This is a genomic window from Wenzhouxiangella sediminis (assembly GCF_003410055.1).
In the GTDB taxonomy this organism is placed as follows: domain Bacteria; phylum Pseudomonadota; class Gammaproteobacteria; order Xanthomonadales; family Wenzhouxiangellaceae; genus Wenzhouxiangella; species Wenzhouxiangella sediminis.
The window spans coordinates 21,117-45,503 of the sequence record NZ_QUZK01000046.1 but is presented as its reverse complement, the minus strand read 5'-3'; the positions used below and the strand labels follow the sequence as shown (position 1 = coordinate 45,503).

The window sequence follows — 24,387 nt, the reverse complement described above, 5'->3', positions numbered from 1 at the left end:
GCACCTTGAAGCAAGCGTGGAGCCGGTAGAATGCCCCTTCACCTGGCCCGAACCGTCCCGACCATGAGTTCCGATCACGACCAATCACCTGTTGCCGAGGCAAGCCGGCTCTTTGCGGCGGGAAAACCATCGGAGGCCGAAACCCTCCTGCGCGAGTGCATGCAACGGAATCCGGCCTGCCGGTCGGCCCTGCGCGACTTCCTGGTGGCCGAGCAACGGATCCCCGAAGCGCTCGATCTCGTCGGCGACTCGGAAGAAGCCGTCGACCGGGCGCTGGCCGCGCATGCCGCCGGCGATTTCGGCCGCGCTGCCCAATTGTGCCGCCAGGTGCTCGCAAACGACCCGGAAGACGCAGCCGCCCTGCTCTACCTGGCGCGCGCGGTGCACAATCTGGGCGACCAGAGAACGGCAGTCGATTCCCTGAAGCGCGCCGTCGCCCTGCGCCCCGACTATGCCGAGGGATGGTACGCGCTCGCCCACGCCCAACGCGCCGGCGGCGAGCTCGAGGACGCCGTCGGCGCCTACGAGAAGGCCCTGGCGCTTTCTCCGGGGATGCGGCAGGCGCGCCTGAACCTGGGCATCACCCGGTTCAATATGGACGACGCCCACGGCGCCCTGGCCTGCTTCGAGGATCTGCTGGCCCGTCGCCCGGACGACATCGAAGCGCTGGTCCATTCCGGCCTCACCCTGCAGCTGGCCGGGGATCTCGCGGCGGCCAGATCGCGACTCGAGACGGCGGTAGCTGCCGACCCCGATCATCCGCTCGGGCATCGTTACCTGGCGGCCGTCTGCAGCGAGGAAGGCGATGACGAAGCCGCCGTCGTGCACCTTGAGAGCGCGCTGGCCCTGGCACCGAACGATCCCGACCTGCACGCCGAACTGGCCGGCATCCACGAACTGTCCAATCGTCTCGACGAGATGGGCCGCGTGCTCGCCCGCGGACTGCAGCTCGCCCCGCAGCATCCCCAGCTCGTGATCGAGTCGGCGCGACTCGAGCGGCGCCGCGGCAATCCACAGGCAGCCCTGCAGCAACTCCAGCGCATCGATCCCAATGGCCTGCCACCCAGGGCCGCCCAGCAGTTCTTCCACGAAGCCGCCCTGTCGCTCGACCGGATCGGCGAAGCGGACCAGGCCATGCAGACCATCGCCGTGGCCAATCGCATCAAGGCCGGAGAGCCCCGCGCGACCGGCATCGACCGCAACGCCGCCTTCGAGCGCATCGAGCGCATCGGGCGCTGGGCCGCGAACGCTGCCCTATCCCGCGATGATCCGGAAGGCTGGGCCGGCGAGGACGTGTGTTTCATCATCGGATTCCCGCGCTCGGGCACCACGCTGCTCGACACGATGCTCGACGCCCACGAGCAGGCGGTGAGCATCGAGGAAAAACCGACCCTCGAACCGATCATCGACCGGGTGGCGGAGCGCCACGGCTACCCCGAGGGAACCGACCGGCTGACCGCCGGGGAACTGGCGTCGCTCAGGGAGGCCTATCGCGCCAACCTGGCGCGCTTCTTGCCGCGGGATCACGGCGCGCGCATCGTGATCGACAAGATGCCGCTGCGCATCCTGGATGCGGCGTTCATCCGCCGTCTGCTGCCGCGCGCCCGCTTCATCCTGGCGCTTCGCCACCCCTGCGACCTGGTGGTGAGCAACTACATGCAGCTCTTCGACGCCACCGAGACCCTGATCCACACCACCACGCTCGAGGGCACCGTGCGCCTCTACGATGCGGTCATGACCGCCTGGCGGTCGATCGAGCCGCTGGTGGACGGGCGCCTGGCGCGGCTGCGCTACGAAGACCTGGTCGCCGACCCGGAAGCCGAACTGCGCCGGATGTGCGAATTCCTGGAACTGCCCTGGGATCCATCGCTGGTGGAAACGCGCAAACGCATCGAAAACCGCGGCCGCATCCGCACGCCCAGCTACCAGCAGGTCAGCGAAGACGTCTATCAGCGTGCTGCCGGGCGCTGGCGCCGCTACCGGCGCCATCTGGAGCCTTTCATGCCGACGCTGGAAAAGCACGCCGCCGCGCTGGGCTACTCAATAGCCTGAGACCAGGGTCGCCGCCCGGCGCGATTTGCCTTGACGGGGGCATCGTTCGACAATACGGCGGTTGTCCGAAGTCCAATTCAACCCGAGCCTTGCCATGCCCATGCGACCGATCGTCCTCCTGATCCTGTTCCTCGCCCTGATCTCCCAGGCGGCGGATGCCGAAACGCTCGACCTGGAGCGGATCTTCGCCAGTCCCGACCTGGCAGGACCGACGCTGAGGCGCGCCGAACTCTCTCCGGCGGGCGACCGCGTCACTTTCCTGAAGGGGCGCGAAGACGACCGCAGCCTGCTCGACCTGTGGGAGTACAACGTGGCCGAGGACACGACCCGGGTGCTGGTCGCTGCCGACGAGCTCATGGACGGCGACGTCGAACTGTCGGAAGAAGAGCAAGCCAGGCGCGAACGCGCGCGCATCGCCGACCTGCGCGGCATCGTCGACTACCGCTGGTCGGCCGACGGGCGCTTCCTGCTCTTTCCCATCGGCGGCAACGTGTTCGTGCGGGACATGCAGTCGGCGGACGGCGAGGTCCGCCAGCTGACCGACTCCGACGCGTTCGACACCGACCCCCAGATTGCTCCGGACGGCCGCCACGTGGCCTTCGTGCGCGAGCGCGAGCTCTGGCTCGCAGACGTCGATAGCGGCGAAACCCGGCCGCTGACCGACAGCGCCACCGACACGATCGCCAACGGCGTGGCCGAATTCATCGCCCAGGAAGAGATGGGCCGCTCGACCGGCTTCTGGTGGTCGCCGTCGGGCGAGCACATCGCTTTCCTGCAGATCGACGAGTCGCCGGTGGCCGTCACCCGGCGCTACGAAGTGCAAGCCGACACCATCGAAATGGTCGAGCAGCGCTATCCGTATGCGGGAACCGACAACGTCACCTACCGGCTCGGCGTCGTCCAGATCGCCTCGGGAGACATCTCCTGGATGGATCTTGGCGACGAGACCGATATCTACATCCCGCGCGTGAAGTGGTTGCCCAACTCCGAGCAACTGAGTTTCCAGCGCCAGAGTCGCGACCAGCAGACCCTGGAACTGGTGGTCGCCAACATCGACAGCGGCGAGACACGCACCTTGCTGACCGAAACCAGCGATACCTGGGTCAACCTGCACGACGATCTGCGTTTCCTGACCGAGATGCCGGCGTTCATCTGGTCGTCCGAACGCGACGGCTATCGTCATCTCTATCTGTACGACTACGAAGGCGAGGTCATCCGCCGGCTGACCGACGGCCCCTGGCAGGTCGATGCCCTGGCCGGTGTCGACGAGGAAATGGGGATGGTGTATTTCACCGGCTCCGAAGTCTCGACAACGGAAAAACATCTCTACCGGCAGTCCCTGGTGACCCAGTCGCCGGAAGTCGTCAACCGCGTCTCGCGCCGCTCGGGGTGGCACGAAGTCGGCATGGACGCTGACGCCCGGGTCTACGTCGACACCTTCTCAAGCAGCCGGCAGCCGCCGCAGCTGTCGCTGCACACCGTCGACGGAGAGCGCCTGGCCTGGCTGGTCGAGAACCGTCTCGACGACGACCATCCCTACGGTCCCTACCGGGATGGTCACCAGCCGACCGAGTTCGGCTCGATCGTGGCGCCGCAGGGCCACAAGCTTCACTATCGCCTGATCCGCCCGGCCGGCTTCGATCCCGAAAGGCGTTACCCGGTGTTCGTCCATGTCTACGGCGGCCCGACGCACCGAATGGTCACCGACAGCTGGTCGCGGCGCTTGCTCATCGACCAGTACATGGCCAGGCGCGGCTACGTGGTTTTTTCGCTGGACAATCGCGGCGTCGAGCGCCAGGGCAAGGCCTTCCAGGACGCCGCCTACCTCAAGCTCGGCCAGGTGGAAATGCCCGATCAGATGGTGGGCGTCGACTGGCTGCGATCGCAGGATTTCGTCGATCCCGATCGCATCGGCATCTTCGGCTGGAGCTACGGCGGCTACATGAGCCTGTTGGCGCTGGCTCAGTACCCCGGCGATTTCGCAGCCGGCGTGTCGGTCGCGCCGGTGACCGACTGGACGCTCTACGACACGCACTACACGGAACGCTACATGGGCCGGCCGCAGGATCATCCGCAAGTCTACGAGCAGGGCAACGTGATGCACTACGCCGAGGCCATGACCGACCCCCTGCTGCTCATCCACGGCATGGCCGACGACAACGTGCTGTTCACCCATTCGACCAAATTGATGCACGACCTGCAGGCGCGCGCCTTTCCCTTCGAACTGATGACCTATCCCGGCGAGAAGCACGCCATCGCCGGCGAGGGCCCGCGCCTGCACGTCTACCGCACCATCACCGCATTTCTCGATCGCCACTTGCTCTTGGGCGAGGGAACACCATGACCGACATCGGCACACCACACGCCCCCACGGCAAAGCGCGTGATGCTGCTCGGCAGCGGCGAGCTGGGCAAGGAAGTGGTCATCGAGTTGCAGCGCCTGGGCTGCGAGGTGATCGCCGTCGATCGTTACGACCATGCCCCTGCGATGGCCGTCGCCCACCGCCACCACGTCATCGACATGCTCGACCCCCAGGCTGTGCTCAGCATCGTCGAGCTCGACCGGCCGCACCTGATCGTGCCGGAAATCGAGGCCATCGCCACCGATGCCCTGTTGCTGCTCGAAAAGGAAGGTTACAACGTCATCCCGACGGCTCGTGCCGCCCACCTGACCATGAACCGCGAGGGCATCCGGCGCCTGGCCGCCGAGGAACTGGAACTGCCGACCTCGCCCTATCGCTTCGCCGAGACGCGCGAGGAATTCGAACAAGCCGTGGCCGAGATCGGCCTGCCCTGCGTGGTCAAGCCGATCATGTCGTCTTCGGGTAAAGGGCAGAGCCTGGTCCGCGACGAGTCCGGGATCGGTCCGGCCTGGGACTACGCCCAGTCGGGCGGACGCAAGCGACAGGACAAGGTCATCGTCGAGGGCCTCATTGAGTTCGACTACGAGATCACCCTGCTGACGGTACGCCACGCCGACGGCACCCTGTTCTGCGAACCCATCGGCCACACCCAGGAAGACGGGGACTATCGCGAATCCTGGCAGCCGCAGCCGATGAGCGAAATGGCCCGGCTGGAAGCCGAGGCGATCGCGGGCGCGGTCACCGACGCCCTGGGCGGCCACGGCGTCTTCGGCGTGGAACTCTTCGTCAAGGGCGACGAGGTCTGGTTCAGCGAGGTCTCGCCGCGACCGCACGACACCGGCCTGGTGACGCTGATCTCGCAGGATCTGTCGGAATTCGCCCTGCACGCCCGCGCCATACTCGGCTTGCCGATCCCGCACATCGTCCAGCGCGGCCCGAGCGCCTCGGCGGCCCTGCTCGTCGAGGGCGAGTCTAAGCAGGTCGTGTTCGAGAACGTCGACCGCGCCCTGGCCCGACCCGACACCGACCTGCGCCTGTTCGGCAAACCCGAAGTCGCCGGCCGCCGCCGCATGGGCGTCACGCTCGCACTCGGCAAGGACATCGACGAGGCCCGACGCAAGGCGACGGCTGCGCGCGATGCGATCGGTATCAAGCTCGATTAGGAGAGGTTTCAGGTTTCAGTGTTCAGGTTTCAGGAGCGCTTGGCGAAGCCGATGGTGCGGTGCCGACAACCCGTTCGCCGTGCGAGCGGATGACTCTGCAATAAACCGGGGCCGTTCCGGAACCCCGAACCCGGAACCCCAAAAGACCTATCCACGCCCCCACGACCGGAAGCGCCCGCCACCTGCGACGGAAGCCCCACGCTGATTTTCCTGAAACCTGAACACTGAACCCTGAACCCCTTTATGGAACCAACCTCGCTTCATTCCCGTACGGCGCGACATCCAGCGCTTCGCCGGAAGCGATCCGCTGCTGGACATCCTGCCACCACCCGGCGTCGAACAGTTCGCCGTGGGCCTCTTCGAGCACCTTCAGGTAATCGCGTTTGAGGGCCATGAAACGCGGGAACTCTTCCGGAAAGATGTCATTTTCGGCCACGTGGAACCAGGTCTCGTCGTTGTAGACGTCGATGTCGTCTTCGGCCCTGGGCATCTTGCGGAAACGGCAGTCGGTCAGAAGCGCCAGTTCGTCGTAGTCGTAGAACACGACGCGGCCCGAGCGCGTGACCCCGAAGTTCTTGGGCAGCAGGTCGCCGGCGAAGATGTTCGAGCGCGCCAGGTCCTTGAGCGCCTGGCCCATGTCGATCATCACCTGGCGCGCGCTCGCTTCTTCCACTTCGGACAGATACAGATCGAGCGGCCGCACGCGACGCTCGACGTAGCAGTGCCGGATAACCAGGTCGTCGCCGTCGACCCGAACCACCCGCGAACACTCTTCGAGCAGTTCCTCGAGCAACTCGGGCGAAAAGCGATCGCGCTCGAAGCGCAGCGACTTGAACTCCTGCACGTCGAGCAGCCGCCCCACCCGGTCGTGACGGTGGACCAGCTGGTAGCGCTCGATCACTTCGCGGCGCTTGATCGTCTTCTCGGGCGCGAACTTGTCGCGCAGGAGCTTGAAGACCAGCGGATAGGACGGCAGCGTGAATACCGCCATGACCATGCCCCGCTTGCCCGCGGCGACCTCGAAACGCTCCCCGGGACGGTCGCTCATCTGGCGGCGGAAGGCCCGATAGCGTTCCGTCTTGCCCTGCTTGGCGCGTCCCAGCACCGAGTAGAGCTCGTCGACGGGTTTGTCGGGCAACAGGCTGCGGAGAAAGACAACGGCATCGGCCACCGTCGGCAGGTCGGCCAGGAAGTAGCTGTAGGTATAGCCGAACAGGATGCTCAGCTGCAGGCGACGCGTCAGCAGGGCGTCAACCACGATGGCGTTGTCTTCGCGGCACAGCGCAATCACGCAGGGAACATGGCGGGTGCGCCCAAGGGCGCGGCCAACGAGGTAGGCGCGCCCCTCCCGGTAGAAGACCGTCTCGAGCAGCTCGATCGAGAGCGCTTCGTCGCCTTCGAGCACCTGGTCCATGCGCTCGGCCAGGCGCGCTGCATCGCGCTCGGCATCCAGCCATGGGAGCGAGAAACGGTAGTCGTCGAGAATCCGGGCGAACACCTCGGCCAGGCGCTCACCGACGATGTAGGTGTAGCGCGCCACCGGGTGCGTGATGCGGTCGCTGGGCTGGAAATCGAACGCCACGAACTCGATGGCGGGGTCAACGCCGCGCGTCTTGAACAACCGCCGCGTGATGGTGTTGAAGAAGGTCTTGTAGAGTTCGGCGTCCAGCTTTCGCTCGATCATCTTCGCGAAGGCCACCCGCATGTCGCGCCAGATGCTGCGCGAGAACAGCCGGTTGGCCAACAGGCCCTCGAGACGGGAAATGGTCTCGTCGACGATCTGGTCGTAGAGCTCAAGGCGCGAAACCACATCGGCCCGCATGCCGGCCCGGTCACCCTGCTCGAAGCGCCGCTTCCCGCGGCGCGTGATATCCGAGAAACTGGCGTTGTAGTCGTCGAAACCGGCCACCACCAGAGCGCAGGCCTCGCGAACCAACTCACGATGACGACGATCCTGCCGCTGACTGTCGACGACGCGTGTCATGCAGGGATTGTAGCGCCCTTTCGTCCGCCAACGCCCTTCAAGCCGAAGTCGCATCCCGGACAGGCAACCCGGGCTGCCTGCACCAAATGGGCAGCAAGCTCCAGGCCGGCGGCTGCTAACGCGGCCTTGTCAGTTGGACCAGGGCGTTGCCCAAACCGGTCAGGTAGACCGGGCCGTCGTCGCTTGTAAGGATCACGCCGGTAAGCAGCCCTGGCAGCGGCGCCCACATCTCCGGCCCGAACAGTTCCAGCCTGGGCTCGCCGCCTTCCGTCCGGCGCCGCCATTCGAGCATGAGGCGGTCGTGCGCCCGGGTTCGAGGGTGAAAAACCGTCGACCACTCACCTGTTTCCGGCTCGACGATCAGCAGGGCGTTCCCGATCGGTGATGCAACCCAGAGCCGACCGGCGGCATCCAGTTCGATGTTGTCCGGGGTCGGAACCCTTGCGATCACACGGCGGTTCGAGAGTTTGCCTGTGAGCACCGACAATCGGTAACCAAGAATGCGATCGGCCATCGTTTCTGCCACGTACAGGTACCCGCGCTCCTCGTCGATCGCCAGGCCGTTGGCGAAATCCAGCCCTTGATCCTTGCGCTGGAGCTCGGGATAGGGCTCGTGGTCATTGGTCGGCGAGAGGCGAAAGAGCGCGCCGTCCATGGGTTTCGTATCAACGGCCGCGAACATCCGGGCTTCCGAATCCGGGCCGTTGTTCTCGGTCGATTGGGTAAACCAGACCGCGCCACTGCGGTCGCGCCGGGCCGAATTGACGCCGAACTCGTGCTGATGAATCCGCACGACCTGCTCGGTTCGACTGTTGACGCGGTAGATGGCCCCGGTCAGAACATCGGCGACCAGCACGTGGACCCCGTCGGGCTCCAGCGCGACGCCGTTCGGGCCGGCGCTTCGATCCGGCGGTTCGTGTACGTATCCTGCGGCTTCGAAATCGCCGAACGCGCGTTTGGCGCCATCGAGGCCCAGCGCGACGAGACCATGCACCTGGTCGGCGACCAGCAGGGTGCCGTCGGCGAGCATCACGCCGTCTTCGGGCCGCACCAACGAACGATTGGCCGGCAGCAGCGCGACCTGCTCGAATCCACCGACATGCGACTGCCTGACACCGCCCGCGGGCGACGGCTCGTTCATCGTCGCCACCAACGCGGCTGTGTCGGTGTACTGCCGGAACGCGACAATCTTGCCGTCCTGCACCGTCCATGAATGCACGAACGGAATGTCGAGCATCTTGCCGGTGGCCTTCCATGCCTGGGTGTAGCGACCGAAGGCGACGACTCGATCACCCTCGACGACGAACTCCCGGGGAGTAACGCTGATGCCCGCCCAGTCGTCGAGCAAGCGCGACATCAAACCCGACATGACGGCCTCAGGCCCGATGTAGGGGTTCAGATCGGCGTAGGGGTTGCCCTCGGCCTCTTCCCAGACGATCTCCGGCGCCATCAGGCCGGCGAAGGTCTCCGTGTCGCCCAGGGCGAATGCCGCATAGGCGGTTTCAACAACCGCCCGGGTCTGCGACGCGTTCTCGGGTTCGGGATGGGCGCTTACGGAAGAGACCAGAGCAGCGAAGGCCAGGCAGATTCTTGTCATTGTGGAATTCCAGGGTTGATGGGATGAGGCTCATGGCGTTCTCTTCACTCCGGATGCAGGTAGAAAACCTTGCTCATGATCTGCCAGCGGCCGTCGATCCTGGCCAGCGTAAAGAAGTCGGTAAAGCGGTGGCCGGTCCAGTTATGGAGCTCGATGCGCACCGTCGCCGCCGTACCCTCCACATCGATCCGGGTGTCGCCGGTTGCGAGTTCCGCGGCCGGGCCGTTCTCCCGGTGCCAGTCGTAGAACTGCTCGATGGGCTGGGCGAAGAGATCCGGGCCGACGTAGCCGCAGATCGAGGCCAGTTCGTGGAAAATCGGGCGTAGCATTTCGACGCTGCCGGTTCGGCCGCCTTCGACGTAGGTTTCCATCAACCGCTCGATCTGATGAAGGTCTTCTTCGGGGACAGGATTGTCCATCGGCTTCTCTCCTCGTTCAGGTGGACTTTGCTTGCGCTGCGGTGCGGATGAATCCAGGCCGGGCCCCGTAGGTCAGGGTGCGCCACGGCCATTCGGTTTTTCTTGTTCATAGAAGAAGCGCTGCTCGATGATCCGGCCATTGCGCACCACGAAAACAGCGATTCGACTGTGCGGCGTGCGCCGGCCGGCATGGGCGATCAGCATGTCGGCGAACAATGCGAAGTGATCGCCGGTCACGAAGGGACCGTCGATACTCAAGTCCTCGATGCCGTGAGTCGCAAGCCAGCAAAGGTTTCTGGCACGAACCGCCTCGATACCCCGGCAAACCCGGTCGCCGCCGTCCGGTAGCGCGTGCGGCTCGATGCTGACCACATGGTCGTCCCAGTACTTTTCGCCGGCGGCGTGGAGTTCGCCGGCAAGCCACAGCGCCTTGAAATCCCTGGCGACCGAGACGACTTCGCGCGGCGGTGGCGGATTGTCACTGCGCATGACTGGACTACCTTGAAAGCGCGGTCATGAATGCCCAGCATGGACCGGGTTCTTGCATTCCTCACCGGGAGAGCGATCACTGCGCTGCAAGGAGATGAATCCCTCGCAGCGCAGCGTTCGTCAAGCTCACTTCAGCGTGATCTCCCGAAGCAGATACTCGCCCTGGATCTCACGGATCTCGTTGTAAAGTTCGAGCACCTTTTCGTTGCTCGCATCCATGTTCTCCTGCCCCCAGGCTTCCATGAACGCGTTGTATCGTTCTCGACTCGGCGCCATCATTTCGGTACTCGGAAACTTGATGACGAGTAGAAGATCGAATGCGCCTTGCGCAACCGCCTGGTTGGCGTAGATCGCGTAATCTTCGACATGACCCAGCGACTTGGCCACGTCGTTGGCCGCCACCCAGGTCGACTTCAGGCCTTCAAGGTAGATGTCCTGGGTGCCCGGATCGAGCTTGATCATCGTTACGCTCCAGGCTGCGTCCGAGACTTCATAGTCTTCCCAGGCCTCGAGCTGTGCGGCAGCGGGTGCGGCGATCAATACACCCAGAAAGATGGAGAAAGTGATTGCGCATGTGCGCAAGAGACTTGAACGTTTCATATCAGGTCCTTCTATTGGTTTGACAGTGTTGAAGTTGCATACTGCGTTTCCGTGTTTCTCGGCTGTTTGTAGACAAGCCTCTTTCCTGCACGAAATCATTCCGAAGTGGTCAGGACCCGCTTTCATGACGCTATCGCTCGCCGCAGCGTCGGCGCTGTGCCGTATGTCAGTGCTCGCCACAGCCATTCCATCGGTCCGTACTGATAGAACTTGAGCCACAGATTGGAGAGGGCGACCTGAACGGCGTAGACCGCGCAGGCAAACCCGATCAGGGCCTGCAGCGACCATTGCCCAGCCTGATCCAGGCCAACGCCGTAGAAGACGGTCAGTCCGACCAGGGTCTGGCCCAGATAATTGGTCAGCGCCATTCGCCCGGGCGCGGCGAGCAGCCGCAGGCTATTCGAAGCACTGCGCCACAGCAGCACGAACCCGGCCGCATAGGCCAGGCCGAGCGGGATCACGGCAAAGGTGTAGGCGATCACGGCATACAAGCCGTTCAGGGAATGCGGCCGGTCAAAGCCGATGCCATCGAGTGCAGCCAGTATCGGGCCGGCGGTGACACCCGACAATCCGCCGACGACCAGCACGCCGACCAGCAGCCGGGTATTGCCGAGCAGTTCACCACGCATCAGTCTGCGGCCGGCCCACAGGCCGAGCAGCATGATCGCGAACAGCTTTGGCCAGCGCCAGGTATCGAACAAATAGCCAAAGCGAAGCACACCAAGCGCAAAGGAGGATTGCAGCCGCTCGCTCCAGTCCGTGAGACGAAGATCGACCAACGGATCCTGGGCGCCCGGCGGCATGATGGCGTAGGCCAGGTTGTACAAGCCCAGGCTCTGGTCGACGCCAAACGCCCAGAACAGGGCGTAACCGGCGATGGGCGCGAACAACGCAAGGCCCGCGACGATCAGCAGGGTCCGGTCGGTCCAGTGACGGATGGCGAGCAGCGCGAAACCGAGCAGCGCATAAGGCGTGAGAATGTCGCCCACCCAGAACACGAACAGGTGGATCAAGCCAAAGCCCAGCAGAATGCTCGTGCGGCGCAGGTAGATCCGGCTTGCGGCCGCACCACGCCCTTCCAGCCGCTGCAGCTGAAGCGCGAAGCCCAGCCCGAAGAGCAAGGAAAACAGGGTATAGAACTTGCCGTCGATGACGGCCAGGTGCAGGAAATCGAGCAGCTCGTGTGAGCGGCCGGCCAGGGCGTTGCGCTGCTCCGCGCCGAGAAACTCCCAACCGGCGAAAAAGCGGATATTGGCCAGAAAGATGCCGAACAGGGCAAAGCCCCTGAGTGCGTCCAGAGCCTCGTGGCGTTCAGCGCTTGCGATCGGGGCCAGATTGCTCATGGTGCCCTGCCGGTGCAAATTAATGTGATATTCATCACACATTAGCCTGCACCGCTGTCGGCACCGAAGCAACGGCGCCAACGTCAAATTTGCGTCATTTTTGCGTCAATGGGCGTTGACCGGGGTGTGCTTCAAGGGGACTTTCCGGCACGGTCCGGTGCTGGAAGCAGGTCCGGCCAGCCGTACTTGTCCCAGGCCGCAACCAGCCCGATGCGCTGGGCGAATGCGAGAAATTCCGGGTGACGACGGACCCGGCGGATGGGTTCGACATCGGCCCAGAGCGACATCAGGCAATACATGTTGGCCGGGGTGATCTGGGTTCCCAGGGTCTTGAATACCATCCTGGCATAGCCCATCCAGATGGCCGGGGCGACGATGCTGGTATCGCAGGGATCCGGCAGGGTTGCGTGGAGGTAATCGAGCATGGCGCAGTACACCTTCCGGTGGACCGCCCGTCCACTGCAAACGCCCCTGGCGGCCATTCGCCAGTAGGTGTCGAGGGTCGATCCGGTGAGCGGCCTGGTGCCGGCCGGTGGAAAGATCACGGTGTTCATCAACAATCTTGTCTGCCAGTACTGCTCCACGGCGAGCTCGCGATTTCCCGATGCCGCGGTGACCACCGCCAGCCACATCGAGGGCAGGCCAAGATCGACCATACGCTGGCCGGCTGCGGCGGCTTCATCGAGATTGCCGAGATTGAACTGGGCGACACAGAGCATCGCGAAGTTGCGGCCGTTGACCGGGTCCTGGTCGATCGCGCCCTCGATGTAGGGCAGCGCCTCGCGCGTTCGCCCGATATAAAGCAGGAACGAGCCCAGGCGTAACGCAACATCAGGGTTGTCGGGCTCGAGTCGGTAGGCCTCGTGCGCAAGATCGAGCGCGCCGATCGGATCGTTCCGGGTCCAGCAGTGAATCCCCAGCATGGCGCGCGCGTGACCTTGAGCCTGATCCAGTTCGATCGCCCTTCGTGCGCACTCGGCCATGCGGGCCGACTTCTCGAGCCGGTCAAGACATGGCGTGTAGACCGCCGTGTAGACATGCGCCTCGGCCAGTGCCGTCCAGCACGCGGCAAACCCCGGGTCGATAGCGAGGGACGCCTCCAGCAGTTCTACGGCCTTGTCCAGCACGCCGTCTCCGATCGCGCGCGCGGTCAGCGCACGACCCTGGAGATAGAGCTCGTAGGCTGCCTTGTTCGGCGTCGTCGGACGCGGCCCCGGCAGTCCGATCTCCAGCCCGAGCGCTCGGGCAAGCTCACGGCTCACGCTCCGGGCGATGTCTTCCTGCAGGCCGAATAGATTGCCCGTATTCCCGCGATAGCCTTGCGACCAGCACTCGAAGCCGCTGCTGCCTTCCACCAGGCTGACATGAACACGCAGCTCGCTGTCCCGACGCCTGACCGATCCCAGGATGAGGTGAGAGACATGGAGCGCACGGGCGATTTCCGGCAGCGGCCGCTCGGAGTCCTTCGAGTTGAACGAGGATCCGCGACCGGCAAGCAGCAGTTGGGGCGATTGCCCCAGGGTGGTGATCAGTTCCTCGCAAAGACCCTGGGCGAAATGACCCTGTTCATCGGCTGCATCGATGGACTTGAACGGTAGCACCGCAACCCTGATTCTGGTTTCGGATTGGGCGGCCCCGGTGGCCGGATCCCGCAGCCTCCAGGCATCCAGAAGCCTCGCGCGCTCGCGATCATTTCCGCGACGCTCCCAATCCGAGAGCGCGTCCTCGACGGCGCGTTGCAGGCGTTGCTCGACCTGCGCGCGGCGAACTTCGAGCCATTGCCGGAATGGTTCCCCAAAATCCAGTCGACCGAGCAGCGGCCGGCCGCCGATTTCCAGCAGCAGCTCGCTGGCCCGCGGATTCGGGCCGTGGGTGAGGGCCGATTCCAGTTCAGCCAGGTCGGATCCCACAATCGCGGCGTTGACGGCGACACGCTCGCGGGTGGCGATGAGCAGATCCGGCATGATCGGCGACAACTGCTTCTTCAAGCCCAGCAGTGTCTGCCTCAGGCTGGCACGGCCCTGCGCCCTGAACCCTCCTCGCCACAACAACTCGCACACCCGGTCGCGTTCGATGGCGACGCCCGGCTCCAGGCACAGGATCGCCAACAGGGCCCGAGCACGTTTCCCGGTTACGCCGATTTCCCGACCATCGGCCGCGGTCAGCTTGAACGCGCCGAATAGCCTGGCATGGAGTCGAGAATGGGCAACCCTGGGGCTATCCGGCATTTTCGTCGCGGCGGTCATCGTCGCTCGAATGATCCGGTCGCATAACGCTCAACGCGCACCCGGACCGGCTCGAAGCCGTCGATAGGCATCCCGGCGCGGAAACCGACAGCCGGAATCGTGGGCATTCGCGCATGCGGTACAGGCATCGAGGCGGCGAGGCTCTGTGATCTCCATCACATATTACCCCGGCTTCAACGCGGATTGCATTCGGGCGACCCGGATGGCCGGGACACGCGCAGCCATTCGCGTACAGACCGGATACTCCGACCGTCGTGGATACGACTCCGACCTACGCGGGCCTCGTCACGTGCCCCCCCCTTGGGCACTTCGTGGCGGCCTCTCAGCCGCTGTCCCGCCAGCCCGATGTGATGGGATAACGGCGATCACGCCCGAAGGCCTTGCGGGTTATGCGCGGCCCGGGGGCGCCCTGCCGACGCTTGAACTCCGAGGCGAGCACCATCCCGGCGATGCGCCTGACGATCTTCTCGTCGGCATCGGCCTCGGCGATCTCGGCGATCGACTGGTCCTGCTCGACGTAGCGCGTGATGATGTCGTCGAGCACGTCGTAGGGCGGCAGCTTGTCCTGGTCGGTCTGGTCCGGGCGCAATTCGGCCGAGGGCGGCCTTTCGATCACGCCGCGCGGGATGGCCTCCGAGACCGTGTTGCGCCACTCGGCTAGCTCGTAGACCAGCGTCTTGAGAACGTCCTTGATCGGACTGTACCCACCGCACATGTCGCCGTAGATCGTCGAATAGCCCACCGCCAGTTCGCTCTTGTTGCTGGTCGCCAGCGGCAGATGACCGAACTTGTTGGACAGGGCCATGACGACGTTGCCGCGAGCGCGCGCCTGCAGGTTCTCTTCGGTGAAGTTCTCGCGCGTGCCTTCGAAGACCTCGGCCAACTGCTTGAGCTGCGCCTGGTAGATCGGCTCGATCGAGATGTTCTCGAAACGCGTGCCGAGCATCTCGATCTGCTCGCTTGCGAGAATCAGCGACAACTCGGAGGTGTGCCTGGAGGGCATCATCACCGGCAGGACGCGCTCGGCACCCAGGGCATCGACCGCGATGGCCATGGTCAGCGCGGAATCGATGCCGCCCGACAGGCCGAAAACGACCGACTCGAAGCCGTTCTTGAGGGTGTAGTCGCGCAGGCCCCGCTTGAGCACTTCCCAGACGACCGGAAGTCGCTCGGTTTTGCCCGCCGGCCAGTGGCGATAGTCGAAGCGTCCGGATTCCCGGTCGAAACCGACGCACAGCATTGCTTCCGCACACAATGGCGCCGGCTCGGAGAGCGCACCGTGGCGATCGATCGCCATCGAATGGCCGTCGAAAACGAGCTCGTCCTGGCCGCCGACGCAGTTGAGGTAGATCAGCGGCAGGCCGGTCTCGGCATGCCGTTCGGAGAGGATACGGGCGCGATCGGCGTGCTTGCCCTCGTAAAAGGGCGAGGCATTGGCCGACACGATGATCTCGGCGCCGGCTTCGCGCGCGGCGCGGGCAGCCTCGGGCGTCCAGGTGTCTTCGCAGATGATCACCCCGACTTTCACGCCGTCGACCTCGACGACCAGCGGTGCCTCGCCCGGAACGAAGTATCGCCGCTCATCGAAAACCGCGTAGTTCGGCAGATCCCACTTGTCGTAGGTGCCGATGACTTCGCCGTCGCGAAGCCAGGAGACGGAATTGAATCGCTTGTCGCCTTCGGCACGGGGATGACCAATGACGGCGTCGATGCCGTGAACCTGCCCTGCCAGTTCACTCAGGGCCGAAGCGGCCGACCGCATGAAACCCGGTCTGAGCACCAGGTCCTCGGGCGGATAACCCGTCAGCGCCAGCTCCGGAAAGACGATCAGGTCGGCGCCGAGCTCGTCCCTCGCCCTCGCGATCTGCGCCAGGATTCTCCCGGCATTCCCCGTGATGTGGCCGACCCGGAAGTCGTCCTGCGCGAGTGCAATTCGAAGCATAAAGGCTCCAGGTTTCAGGGTTCAGTGTTCAGGTTTCAGGAAACCCGAGCCCCGCTCGTCCTGAAACCTGAAACCTGAAACCCGAACCCTTTATCGTTACTTCAACCGGCCGGCGATCGCGTCGCCGAGCTCGACCGGCGAGCGCACCGTGGTGACACCGGCCTCCTCGAGCGCCGCGTACTTGGCCTCGGCCGTGCCCTTGCCCCCGGCGATGATGGCGCCGGCATGGCCCATGCGCTTGCCGGGAGGCGCGGTAACGCCGGCGATATAGGCGGCTACGGGCTTGGTGACGTGGTCGGCGATGAACTCGGCGGCCTCTTCCTCGGCCGAACCGCCGATCTCGCCGACCATGATGATCCCTTCGGTCTCGGGATCTTCCTGGAACAGCGATAGACAATCGACGAAGTTCATGCCCTGGATGGGATCGCCGCCGATGCCGATGCAGGTCGACTGACCCAGGCCCACCTGGGTGGTCTGGTAGACCGCCTCGTAGGTCAGCGTGCCCGAACGGGACACGACGCCGATCCTGCCCTTCTTGTGGATCTGGCCCGGCATGATGCCGATCTTGCACTCGTCGGGCGTGATGATGCCCGGGCAGTTCGGCCCGATCAGGGTCACGTCGTCGTAGTTGTTGAGCGCGGCCTTGACGCGCATCATGTCGAGTACCGGAATGCCCTCGGTGATGCACACGATCACGCGCACGCCGGCGTCGGCGGCCTCGAGAATGGCATCGGCCGCAAACGGCGGCGGCACGAAGATCATCGACGCGTCCGCGGCGGTTTCCTCGACGGCTTCGTCGACGGTGTTGAACACCGGCAGGCCCAGATGCTCCTGGCCGCCCTTGCCCGGCGTGACGCCGCCGACCATGCGCGTGCCGTAGGCGATGGCCTGCTCGGAATGGAAGGTGCCCTGGCTACCCGTGAAGCCCTGGCAGATGACCTTGGTCTTGCTGTCGATCAATACACTCATTGCTAATTCCTTCAGGCGCCCGCCGCTTCCACGGCCTTGCGCGCACCGTCATTGAGATCGTCGGCGGGGATGATGTCGAAGTCGCTGTTGGCAAGCATTTCCTTGCCCTTGTCCACGTTGGTGCCTTCCAGGCGCACAACCAGCGGAACGTCCATCTCGACATCCTTGACCGCTTCGATGATGCCCTCGGCAATCGCGTCGCAACGGACGATGCCGCCGAAGATGTTGACCAGGATGGCCTTGACGTTGTCGCCGGAGAGAATCAGCTTGAAGGCCTCCTTGACGCGTTCGGCGTTGGTGCCGCCGCCGACGTCGAGGAAGTTGGCCGGCTCGCCGCCGGCGAGCTTGATCACGTCCATGGTCGCCATCGCGAGCCCGGCGCCGTTGACCATGCAGGCGATATTGCCGTCGAGCGTGACGTAGTTGAGATCGTGCTTGCTCGCGGCCAGCTCGGTCGGGTCTTCCTGCGATTCGTCGCGCATCTCGGCGATGTCGGCGTGGCGGAACAGCGCGTTGTCGTCGGCGTTGAGCTTGGCGTCGAGCGCGCTCAGGTCGCCGTTACCGTCGATGATCAGCGGGTTGACCTCGATGAGGCTGATGTCCTTTTCCATGAACAGGCGATAGAGACCGCTCATGATCTTGACCAGCTGCTTGACCTGCTTGGCGTTGAGGCCCATGCGGAAACCGATGTGGCGCGCCTGGTAGGGCATGAAGCCGGCGGCCGTGTCGACCGGCGCGGTAATGATCTTCTCGGGCGACTCCGAAGCGACCTGCTCGATGTCGACGCCACCGGCGGCCGATCCCATGAACACCACCGACTTCTGCGCGCGGTCGACCAGGGCGCCCAGGTAGAGCTCCTGCTTGATGTCGGTGGCTTCGGCGACCAGAACCGAGTTGACCGGCAGCGCACGGCCGCCCGTCTGGTAGGTCTCGATGTTCATGCCGAGCATCTTTTCCGCGGCCTCGCGCACTTCGTCGAGGCTGGAAACCAGCTTGACCCCGCCGGCCTTGCCGCGGCCGCCTGCGTGGACCTGGGCCTTGATCACCCACTCGCTGCCGCCGAGCTGCTTGGCCGCCGCGACGGCCTCATCGACGGTTGTTGCCAGCTCTCCGCGCGGCACGGGAATACCGTACTGCTCGAACAGCTCCTTGGCCTGGTACTCGTGAAAATTCATGCTTGGAAAACCCGTTGGTGATGATTGGATTGATTCGATCCGAAAAATCGGCGCGCGGCCCCGTGGCCGGCCTCGCCGAAACCGGCGTATTCTGGAACAAGCCGGCCCATTTATCAAACCGCGGCCGCTCGAGCGGCCCTGTTCCGGGAAACGGGGCCGCTCCGCACCGCCGTCCGAAGGCACTAGCCGCCGCGCAGCGTCGAAAGCCGGCGCCATCGCGCCCGCCCCGGGTGTCGGTACAGCGGCGTAGGGGGTAGTATACTCGTCGGCAGAATGGACCGCCTAAGGGCGCAAGAAGACGCCCACGTCGGCGGCATACACGACCCTGAACGGCGCAGGACCAGGAGATCGGAGCTTGAAGACATTCGGCACACTGGTGGCCGACGAGGAGGTGGTAGGCCGTGCCCTGCACTACCTGAATGCGTTCCGGGTGCTGGTCTCCATTGCCGCGCTCATCGCCGTGTTCAGCCCGCTGGCCGGGGAGATCCAGGGCTACCGCATCTTCCTGGCGCAGGCGGCCGCGCTGACCTATGCCGGCAGTGCAATCGGCTTTCTGGTGTTTCACCTGCGGCGCAGTATCGACGTCTCCGAACTCGCCTCCTTCTCCCTCGCCAGCGACCTGATCCTGATCGGGCTGATTCTGCATGCTTTCGGCGGCATCGAGAGCGCGCTGGTCATCCTGCTGCTGTTCACCGTCGGCATCGCCGGCCTGATCCTCGATCTGCGCACCACGCTGCTGTTCGCATCGCTGGTGACGCTGGGCCTGCTGTTGGACGCCTGGCTGAGCCAGCGCGGGGCGCTGGAAGCGCGTTCTCTGTTCCAGGCGGCCCTCTACGGGGTGGGCGCTTTCGGCATCGCCGTCGGCGCCTCCCTGCTCGGCCGCTGGGGACGCGAGTACAAGCTCCTGGCCGAGCGGCGCGGGCTCGACCTGGCCAACCTCGGCCACATCAACGAGCTCATCATTCACAAACTGCGCTCGGGCGTGCTGGTGGTCGACTCCCAGGACCGGATCCGGCAGATGAACGAGGCCGCCTGGTACCTGCTGGGCAATCCGCCGGTCAACGACCGCAACCTGCGCACGATCGCACCGCCCCTGGCCGAACGGCTCGAGCGCTGGCGCAAGACCGGCAAGACCGAGGACGAGGGCCTGCTCCTGCAGTCGACCCAGTCGGCGGTGGTGCCGACGATGCTGACGATGCCGGGGGTTAACGAGACCGAGGCCACGCTCATCTTCCTCGAGGACACCTCGGTGGTCAGCCGGCGCGCTCGCGACCTGGCCCAGGCCTCCCTGGCCCGGCTGTCGGCCAGCATCGCCCACGAGATCCGGAACCCGCTGGGCGCACTCAGCCACGCCGCCCAGCTAATCGACGAGTCGGAAGACCTCAACAAGGCCGACCGCAAGCTCGTCGGCATGATGCTCAATCACGCAGCGCGCATGAACGACATCGTCGAAAACGTGCTCAAGCTCTCCCGTCGCGAGCGGGCGCGCATCGAGTCGGTCAACCTGATCAGCTGGATTCGCAAGCTGGCCGGCGACTTCCGCCGCTACCACAAGCTCGATTCCAGCCGTGTCAGGCTCGAAGTGCCGTCGGCCGCCATCATGGTCCTGATCGACGCCAGCCAGCTCAGCCAGGCGGTCTGGAACCTGATGGAAAACGCGCTCAAGCACGCACGCACCGAAGACCGGGAAGTGGTCATCACGCTGCGCGTGAGCCCCATCCGCGGGCATCGTGAAATCGCGCTGGATATCATCGACAATGGACCGGGCATTCCGCTGGAGAAGCGCTCGCAGGTGTTCGAGCCCTTCTTCACGACGCACAAGCAGGGGTCCGGCCTCGGCCTGTACCTGGCGAGGCAGCTCTGCGACGCCAACCAGGCGCCGCTGGAGTACGTGCAGGTGCCCAACAGCGGCGCCTGCTTCCGTATCCTGCTGCGACGACCGGAGTCGGGGGAAGTCGCCGGTCGGATCAGCAAACAGCCGACGCGGGCGAAGCGGGCCGCGGGCTGAATTCGACTGAACGCTGAAACTCGAGGATGGCAATGAGCGAAATGCGCGCTTTGGTGGTGGACGACGAACCGGACCTGCGGGAGCTGCTCGACATGACGCTCACCCGCATGGGCCTGGACGTCGAGACCGCCGAGGATCTCTCGACCGCCCGCCGCCTGCTGGCCAACGGCACCGATTACGCCTTCTGCCTGACCGACATGCGGCTGCCCGACGGCAACGGGCTGAGCCTGATCAAGGAAATCTCGCGCGACTACCCGCACATGCCGGTCGCGATGATCACCGCCTACGGCAAGGTCGACGACGCGGTGACCGCGCTGAAGTACGGCGCTTTCGACTTCGTGTCCAAGCCCGTCGACCTGGAAGTGCTGCGCAACATGGTGCGCACGGCCATCAAGCTCAGGCAGGACGACGCCGAAATGGCGCCGCCGAAGCCCGAAGCGAGCAAGGACAAATCCAAGGCCAAGGCGCAAGCCGAGGCGGAAACGGAAATCTCGGCCGGAACGCCGGGCGGCGAAAGCCTGTTGAGGCAGCGCCTGGTGGGACGGTCGCAGGCGATGGACCGGGTTCGCCAGACAATCACCAAGCTGGCCCGCAGCCAGGCCCCGGTGCTCATCAGCGGTGAATCGGGCACCGGCAAGGAGCTGGCGGCTCAGCTGATCCACGACCTCGGTCCCCGAGCCGAGCAGCCCTTCGTGGCCGTCAACTGCGGGGCCATTCCGTCGGAACTGATGGAAAGCGAGTTCTTCGGCCACATGAAAGGCAGCTTCACCGGTGCCGACGCCGACAAGGAAGGCCTGTTCCAGGCCGCCAACGGCGGCACACTGTTCCTCGACGAGGTCGCCGACCTGCCGCTGAACATGCAGGTCAAACTGCTGCGGGTCATCCAGGAAAAGACCGTGCGCCCGATCGGGGGGCGCGAGGAAATCAAGATCGATGTGCGCATTCTCTCGGCCACCCACAAGGCGCTCAAGCCGCTGGTGGAGTCCGGTGAATTCCGCAACGACCTGTACTACCGCCTCAACGTGATCGACCTGCCCATGCCCAGCCTGCGCGATCGCCGCGGCGACATCAGGCTGCTGGCCGAACACTTCCTGGGCGTGATCGGCGAACAGTGGGGCGAGACGCCGCGCAAGCTCAGCACCGCGGCCATGGATGCACTCCAGAATCACAGGTTCTCGGGTAACGTTCGGGAACTGGTCAACATCCTCCAACGCGCCGTCACCATGTGCGAGGGCGACGAAATCAGTGTCGAGGATCTCAATATCGACCAGGGCATGCTCGACGAGGACAACGTCGACGTCAGCCCGCCCGAGGACCGCAGCCTGGACGATTACATGGAAGACATCGAAAGACGCATCCTGGAAAAAGCCCTGGTCGAGGCCAAGTACAACAAGACCGAGGCCGCCCGCCAGTTGGGCATTTCGTTCAGATCCCTGCGCTACAAGCTCAAGAAGTACGATATCGACTGATGACCGAGGCCGGCGCGCAACTCCGTGCTGCACCGGCACCGCGTGCCGAGCCGGTTCCTGCGTGCAACGATCTGGCAGTCGACGCGATTTCCCGCGAACGGCTCACGCGCGACTTTCTGGCCGTTCGCGCCGCCACCGAAAACCTGGCCGCCACGCTGACTGCGGAGGACCAGAACATCCAGTCGATGCCCGGTGCCAGCCCGGTCAAGTGGCATCGGGCGCATACCACCTGGTTCTTCGAGACCTTCGTTCTCAAACCCCACCACGCCGACTGGCGCGAGATCGATCCCGCCTGGGCATACCTGTTCAATTCCTACTACAACGGCGTGGGCGAGCAATACCCGCGTCCGCAACGCGGCCTGATCTCGCGCCCCGACGTCGGGGAGGTCGGCCGCTATCGCAGCGCCGTCGACCAGGCCGTCGTTGAACTCATCGAGAGCGCACCGATCGAGCGCTGGCAAGAGCTGGCCGCGATCGTGCGTCTCGGGCTCAACCACGAACAGCAGCACCAGGAGCTGATCGCCACCGACCTCAAGCACGGCTTCTCGCAAAACCCGCTTCATCCGGCGTGGACGGACCGCCCGGCGGCGGCGGAAAGGGAGGCCGCTGAGCTGCGCTGGATCGGCTTCGAAGAGCGCATCGCTCAAATCGGCGCCTTCGACGACGGCCGCTTCTGCTTCGACAATGAGATGCCGCGCCATCGCGAGGTCGTCGAGTCCTTCCAACTGGCCTCGCGACCCGTGACGTGCGGCGAATATCTTGCCTTCATGGAAGACGGTGGCTATGGGAAGGCGGACCTGTGGCTGTCCGACGGCTGGGCCTGGCTGCAGGAGACCCGCATCGATGCCCCCCTGTACTGGCAGCGGGACGACGACGGTCGCTGGTGGCAGTACACGCTCGGCGGCCTTCGGCCCGTCGATGAAGACGAAACCCTGGCCCACGTCAGCTTTTACGAGGCCTTCGCCTACGCCCAGTGGGCCGGCGCGCGCCTGCCGACGGAAGCCGAATGGGAAATCGCCGCCGGGTCGGCAACCGACGGCAACGGACCTTTCGCCGACGACGGGCGCCTCCACCCCACCGCAGTGACCGAAGACCGCAACGGCTCGCCCGCCGGCATGTTCGGCAACGTCTGGGAGTGGACGGCTTCGAGCTATGCGCCCTACCCCGGCTTCCAGGCCCCGCGCGGCGCCGTGGGCGAGTACAACGGCAAGTTCATGGCCAACCAGATGGTACTGCGCGGCGGCAGTTGCGCCACGCCGAAAGGCCATGTCCGCGCCACCTACCGGAACTTCTTTTATCCGCCCGACCGCTGGCAGTTCAGCGGAATCCGCCTGGCACGCCGTGCATGAGCGACACATCCGGGAGCGAAGCCTTTCGTGAGGACGTGCTGGCCGGCCTGTCGGCCGACCCACCGACGATTCCCTGCAAGTATCTCTACGACGCCAAGGGCTCGGACCTGTTCGAGCGCATCTGCGAAACGCCCGAGTACTACGTCACCCGCGCGGACCTCGCCCTGCACGAGACTCACATGGACGAGATCGCGTCCATGATCGGCCCCAACGCCCACGTCATCGAACTCGGATCGGGCGCCGGCATCAAGACCCGGGTACTGCTGGCCAGCCTCGATTCGCCGCGCGCCTATACACCGATCGAGATCTCAGCGGCCGCGTTGGCCCAGTCCACGCGGGATCTCGAAGCCGCATTTCCCGCAATCGAGATTCGCCCCGTCCAGGCGGACTACACCCGACCCATCGCCTCCGAAGCGCTTGCACTCGATCCGCCCGCGCGAATGCGCGTGGTGTATTTCCCGGGCTCGACCATCAGCAATTTCGAGCACGAAGACGCCGTCGCCTTTCTCGACCGCCTGCGCCGCATCGCCGCCCCCTCGGGTGCCGTCCTGATCGGCGTCGACCTGGTCAAGCCGCTCGAGCGGCTACTGGCGGCTTACGACGACGCCGGCGGCATCACGGCGGCCTTCAACCGCAATCTCCTCGAGCGCATGCGCCGCGAAATCGACGCCGAGATCGACGCCGAGGCCTTCGTCCACGAAGCGCGCTACTACGACTCACTCGAGCGTATCGAGATGCACCTGGTCGCCCGCTACCCCACCACGATCGTCATCGACGGCCGGTCCTTCGAGTTCGCCGCCGGAGACTCGATCCATACCGAGAGCAGCCACAAGTATTCGGTGGCGTCGTTCAAGTCCCTGGCCGAACAGGCCGGGCTGCGCTCCGAAAAGGTCTGGTTCGACCCCGACGGGTTGTTTTCCATGCACTGGTTGATCAGCGGCCGCTGACGCGGCCGCGATCGTTCATTCGTTCATTCGTTCTTTGGTTCTTTGGTTCTTTGGTTTTTTGGTTTTTTGGTTCCGGCGCCGCTCGCGTCGGGGGCGTGCGCGAGATTGGCGCGACCGGTCTCAGTGCGGGTCTCGACAAATCAGAACAGAAGACGATGCGTTGCGCTCGACCTCTCTTACAAGTCCTTTCTTTTCCTCTGCGACCCTTGCGCCTTTGCGCCTCTGCGTGAGGCCATTCCAGAGAACTTCTGCGCTACCAGTCCCTCCCGGCGC

At 64.8% G+C, this 24,387-nt stretch carries 17 protein-coding genes; 7 read left to right on the top strand and 10 right to left on the bottom strand.

Going from position 1 to position 24,387, the window contains the following annotated elements:
- Positions 1 to 30 precede the first annotated feature (30 nt).
- The 3 genes from DZC52_RS12540 (at position 31) to purT (ending at position 5,577) form a co-directional block, all read left to right on the top strand.
- Positions 31 to 2,052, top strand: a complete 2,022-nt coding sequence (locus DZC52_RS12540) for a tetratricopeptide repeat-containing sulfotransferase family protein (protein ID WP_116651494.1) — start codon at positions 31 to 33, stop codon at positions 2,050 to 2,052.
- A 94-nt stretch (positions 2,053 to 2,146) separates the two neighbouring features.
- The gene (locus DZC52_RS12535) at positions 2,147 to 4,396 is read left to right on the top strand and encodes a S9 family peptidase (RefSeq protein WP_220338369.1); all 2,250 of its coding nucleotides are present in this window, start codon (positions 2,147 to 2,149) and stop codon (positions 4,394 to 4,396) included.
- Positions 4,393 to 5,577: a formate-dependent phosphoribosylglycinamide formyltransferase gene (gene purT, locus DZC52_RS12530; RefSeq protein WP_116651493.1), complete on the top strand. Its 1,185-nt coding sequence runs from the start codon at positions 4,393 to 4,395 to the stop codon at positions 5,575 to 5,577. The genes DZC52_RS12535 and purT overlap by 4 nt, the downstream gene beginning before the upstream one ends.
- 241 nt (positions 5,578 to 5,818) lie before the next feature.
- On the opposite strand, the gene aceK is transcribed toward purT, so the two are convergent.
- From aceK to sucC, 10 genes are all read right to left on the bottom strand, one after another.
- Entirely contained in the window at positions 5,819 to 7,561 is a 1,743-nt protein-coding gene (aceK, locus tag DZC52_RS12525; RefSeq protein WP_116651492.1) for a bifunctional isocitrate dehydrogenase kinase/phosphatase, read from the bottom strand.
- A gap of 115 nt (positions 7,562 to 7,676) precedes the next feature.
- Positions 7,677 to 9,158: an SMP-30/gluconolactonase/LRE family protein gene (locus DZC52_RS12520; RefSeq protein ID WP_116651491.1), complete on the bottom strand. Its 1,482-nt coding sequence runs from the start codon at positions 9,156 to 9,158 to the stop codon at positions 7,677 to 7,679.
- A 44-nt stretch (positions 9,159 to 9,202) separates the two neighbouring features.
- On the bottom strand, positions 9,203 to 9,577 hold the full coding sequence (locus DZC52_RS12515) for a nuclear transport factor 2 family protein (RefSeq protein ID WP_116651490.1): 375 nt from the start codon (positions 9,575 to 9,577) through the stop codon (positions 9,203 to 9,205).
- Positions 9,578 to 9,649: 72 nt separating this feature from the next.
- Positions 9,650 to 10,066 carry a SnoaL-like domain-containing protein gene (locus DZC52_RS12510; protein ID WP_116651489.1) on the bottom strand — a complete coding sequence of 139 codons (417 nt, stop codon included), beginning with the start codon at positions 10,064 to 10,066 and terminating at the stop codon, positions 9,650 to 9,652.
- Between the two features lie 126 nt (positions 10,067 to 10,192).
- Positions 10,193 to 10,666, bottom strand: coding sequence for a hypothetical protein (locus DZC52_RS12505; RefSeq protein WP_147307698.1), 474 nt, complete (start codon positions 10,664 to 10,666; stop codon positions 10,193 to 10,195).
- A 122-nt stretch (positions 10,667 to 10,788) separates the two neighbouring features.
- On the bottom strand, positions 10,789 to 12,009 hold the full coding sequence (locus DZC52_RS12500; RefSeq protein ID WP_181918941.1) for a DUF418 domain-containing protein: 1,221 nt from the start codon (positions 12,007 to 12,009) through the stop codon (positions 10,789 to 10,791).
- A gap of 131 nt (positions 12,010 to 12,140) precedes the next feature.
- Positions 12,141 to 14,255, bottom strand: a complete 2,115-nt coding sequence (locus DZC52_RS12495; RefSeq protein WP_181918940.1) for a hypothetical protein — start codon at positions 14,253 to 14,255, stop codon at positions 12,141 to 12,143.
- A gap of 322 nt (positions 14,256 to 14,577) precedes the next feature.
- Complete coding sequence (locus DZC52_RS12490; protein WP_116651485.1) at positions 14,578 to 16,197, bottom strand: NAD+ synthase; 1,620 nt, start codon at positions 16,195 to 16,197, stop codon at positions 14,578 to 14,580.
- A gap of 96 nt (positions 16,198 to 16,293) precedes the next feature.
- Positions 16,294 to 17,166 (bottom strand): succinate--CoA ligase subunit alpha, encoded by an 873-nt coding sequence (gene sucD / locus DZC52_RS12485; protein ID WP_116651484.1) that lies wholly within the window; start codon positions 17,164 to 17,166, stop codon positions 16,294 to 16,296.
- 11 nt (positions 17,167 to 17,177) lie between these two features.
- Positions 17,178 to 18,341 (bottom strand): ADP-forming succinate--CoA ligase subunit beta, encoded by a 1,164-nt coding sequence (gene sucC, locus DZC52_RS12480; RefSeq protein ID WP_116651483.1) that lies wholly within the window; start codon positions 18,339 to 18,341, stop codon positions 17,178 to 17,180.
- A 355-nt stretch (positions 18,342 to 18,696) separates the two neighbouring features.
- Between sucC and DZC52_RS12475 the strand changes: the two genes are divergently transcribed.
- The 4 genes from DZC52_RS12475 to egtD are packed head-to-tail and all read left to right on the top strand — an operon-like array spanning position 18,697 to position 24,114.
- On the top strand, positions 18,697 to 20,349 hold the full coding sequence (locus DZC52_RS12475) for a two-component system sensor histidine kinase NtrB (protein ID WP_147307696.1): 1,653 nt from the start codon (positions 18,697 to 18,699) through the stop codon (positions 20,347 to 20,349).
- Between the two features lie 32 nt (positions 20,350 to 20,381).
- On the top strand, positions 20,382 to 21,818 hold the full coding sequence (locus DZC52_RS12470; protein ID WP_116651481.1) for a sigma-54-dependent transcriptional regulator: 1,437 nt from the start codon (positions 20,382 to 20,384) through the stop codon (positions 21,816 to 21,818).
- The gene (egtB, locus tag DZC52_RS12465; protein WP_116651480.1) at positions 21,818 to 23,167 is read left to right on the top strand and encodes an ergothioneine biosynthesis protein EgtB; all 1,350 of its coding nucleotides are present in this window, start codon (positions 21,818 to 21,820) and stop codon (positions 23,165 to 23,167) included. Before DZC52_RS12470 ends, egtB begins: the two co-directional genes overlap by 1 nt.
- The gene (gene egtD, locus DZC52_RS12460) at positions 23,164 to 24,114 is read left to right on the top strand and encodes an L-histidine N(alpha)-methyltransferase (protein ID WP_116651479.1); all 951 of its coding nucleotides are present in this window, start codon (positions 23,164 to 23,166) and stop codon (positions 24,112 to 24,114) included. The genes egtB and egtD overlap by 4 nt, the downstream gene beginning before the upstream one ends.
- Positions 24,115 to 24,387: the final 273 nt, after the last annotated feature.

What these genes read in the sequence shown, in the direction of transcription:
- sucC (WP_116651483.1), bottom strand. Translation starts at nt 18,341, where the DNA reads ATGAATTTTCACGAGTACCAGGCCAAGGAGCTGTTCGAGCAGTACGGT.
- DZC52_RS12505 (WP_147307698.1), bottom strand. Translation starts at nt 10,666, where the DNA reads ATGAAACGTTCAAGTCTCTTGCGCACATGCGCAATCACTTTCTCCATC.
- purT (WP_116651493.1), top strand. Translation starts at nt 4,393, where the DNA reads ATGACCGACATCGGCACACCACACGCCCCCACGGCAAAGCGCGTGATG.
- DZC52_RS12510 (WP_116651489.1), bottom strand. Translation starts at nt 10,066, where the DNA reads ATGCGCAGTGACAATCCGCCACCGCCGCGCGAAGTCGTCTCGGTCGCC.
- DZC52_RS12540 (WP_116651494.1), top strand. Translation starts at nt 31, where the DNA reads ATGCCCCTTCACCTGGCCCGAACCGTCCCGACCATGAGTTCCGATCAC.
- egtB (WP_116651480.1), top strand. Translation starts at nt 21,818, where the DNA reads ATGACCGAGGCCGGCGCGCAACTCCGTGCTGCACCGGCACCGCGTGCC.
- DZC52_RS12495 (WP_181918940.1), bottom strand. Translation starts at nt 14,255, where the DNA reads ATGACCGCCGCGACGAAAATGCCGGATAGCCCCAGGGTTGCCCATTCT.
- DZC52_RS12470 (WP_116651481.1), top strand. Translation starts at nt 20,382, where the DNA reads ATGAGCGAAATGCGCGCTTTGGTGGTGGACGACGAACCGGACCTGCGG.
- aceK (WP_116651492.1), bottom strand. Translation starts at nt 7,561, where the DNA reads ATGACACGCGTCGTCGACAGTCAGCGGCAGGATCGTCGTCATCGTGAG.
- DZC52_RS12515 (WP_116651490.1), bottom strand. Translation starts at nt 9,577, where the DNA reads ATGGACAATCCTGTCCCCGAAGAAGACCTTCATCAGATCGAGCGGTTG.
- egtD (WP_116651479.1), top strand. Translation starts at nt 23,164, where the DNA reads ATGAGCGACACATCCGGGAGCGAAGCCTTTCGTGAGGACGTGCTGGCC.
- DZC52_RS12520 (WP_116651491.1), bottom strand. Translation starts at nt 9,158, where the DNA reads ATGACAAGAATCTGCCTGGCCTTCGCTGCTCTGGTCTCTTCCGTAAGC.
- sucD (WP_116651484.1), bottom strand. Translation starts at nt 17,166, where the DNA reads ATGAGTGTATTGATCGACAGCAAGACCAAGGTCATCTGCCAGGGCTTC.
- DZC52_RS12490 (WP_116651485.1), bottom strand. Translation starts at nt 16,197, where the DNA reads ATGCTTCGAATTGCACTCGCGCAGGACGACTTCCGGGTCGGCCACATC.
- DZC52_RS12500 (WP_181918941.1), bottom strand. Translation starts at nt 12,009, where the DNA reads ATGAGCAATCTGGCCCCGATCGCAAGCGCTGAACGCCACGAGGCTCTG.
- DZC52_RS12535 (WP_220338369.1), top strand. Translation starts at nt 2,147, where the DNA reads ATGCCCATGCGACCGATCGTCCTCCTGATCCTGTTCCTCGCCCTGATC.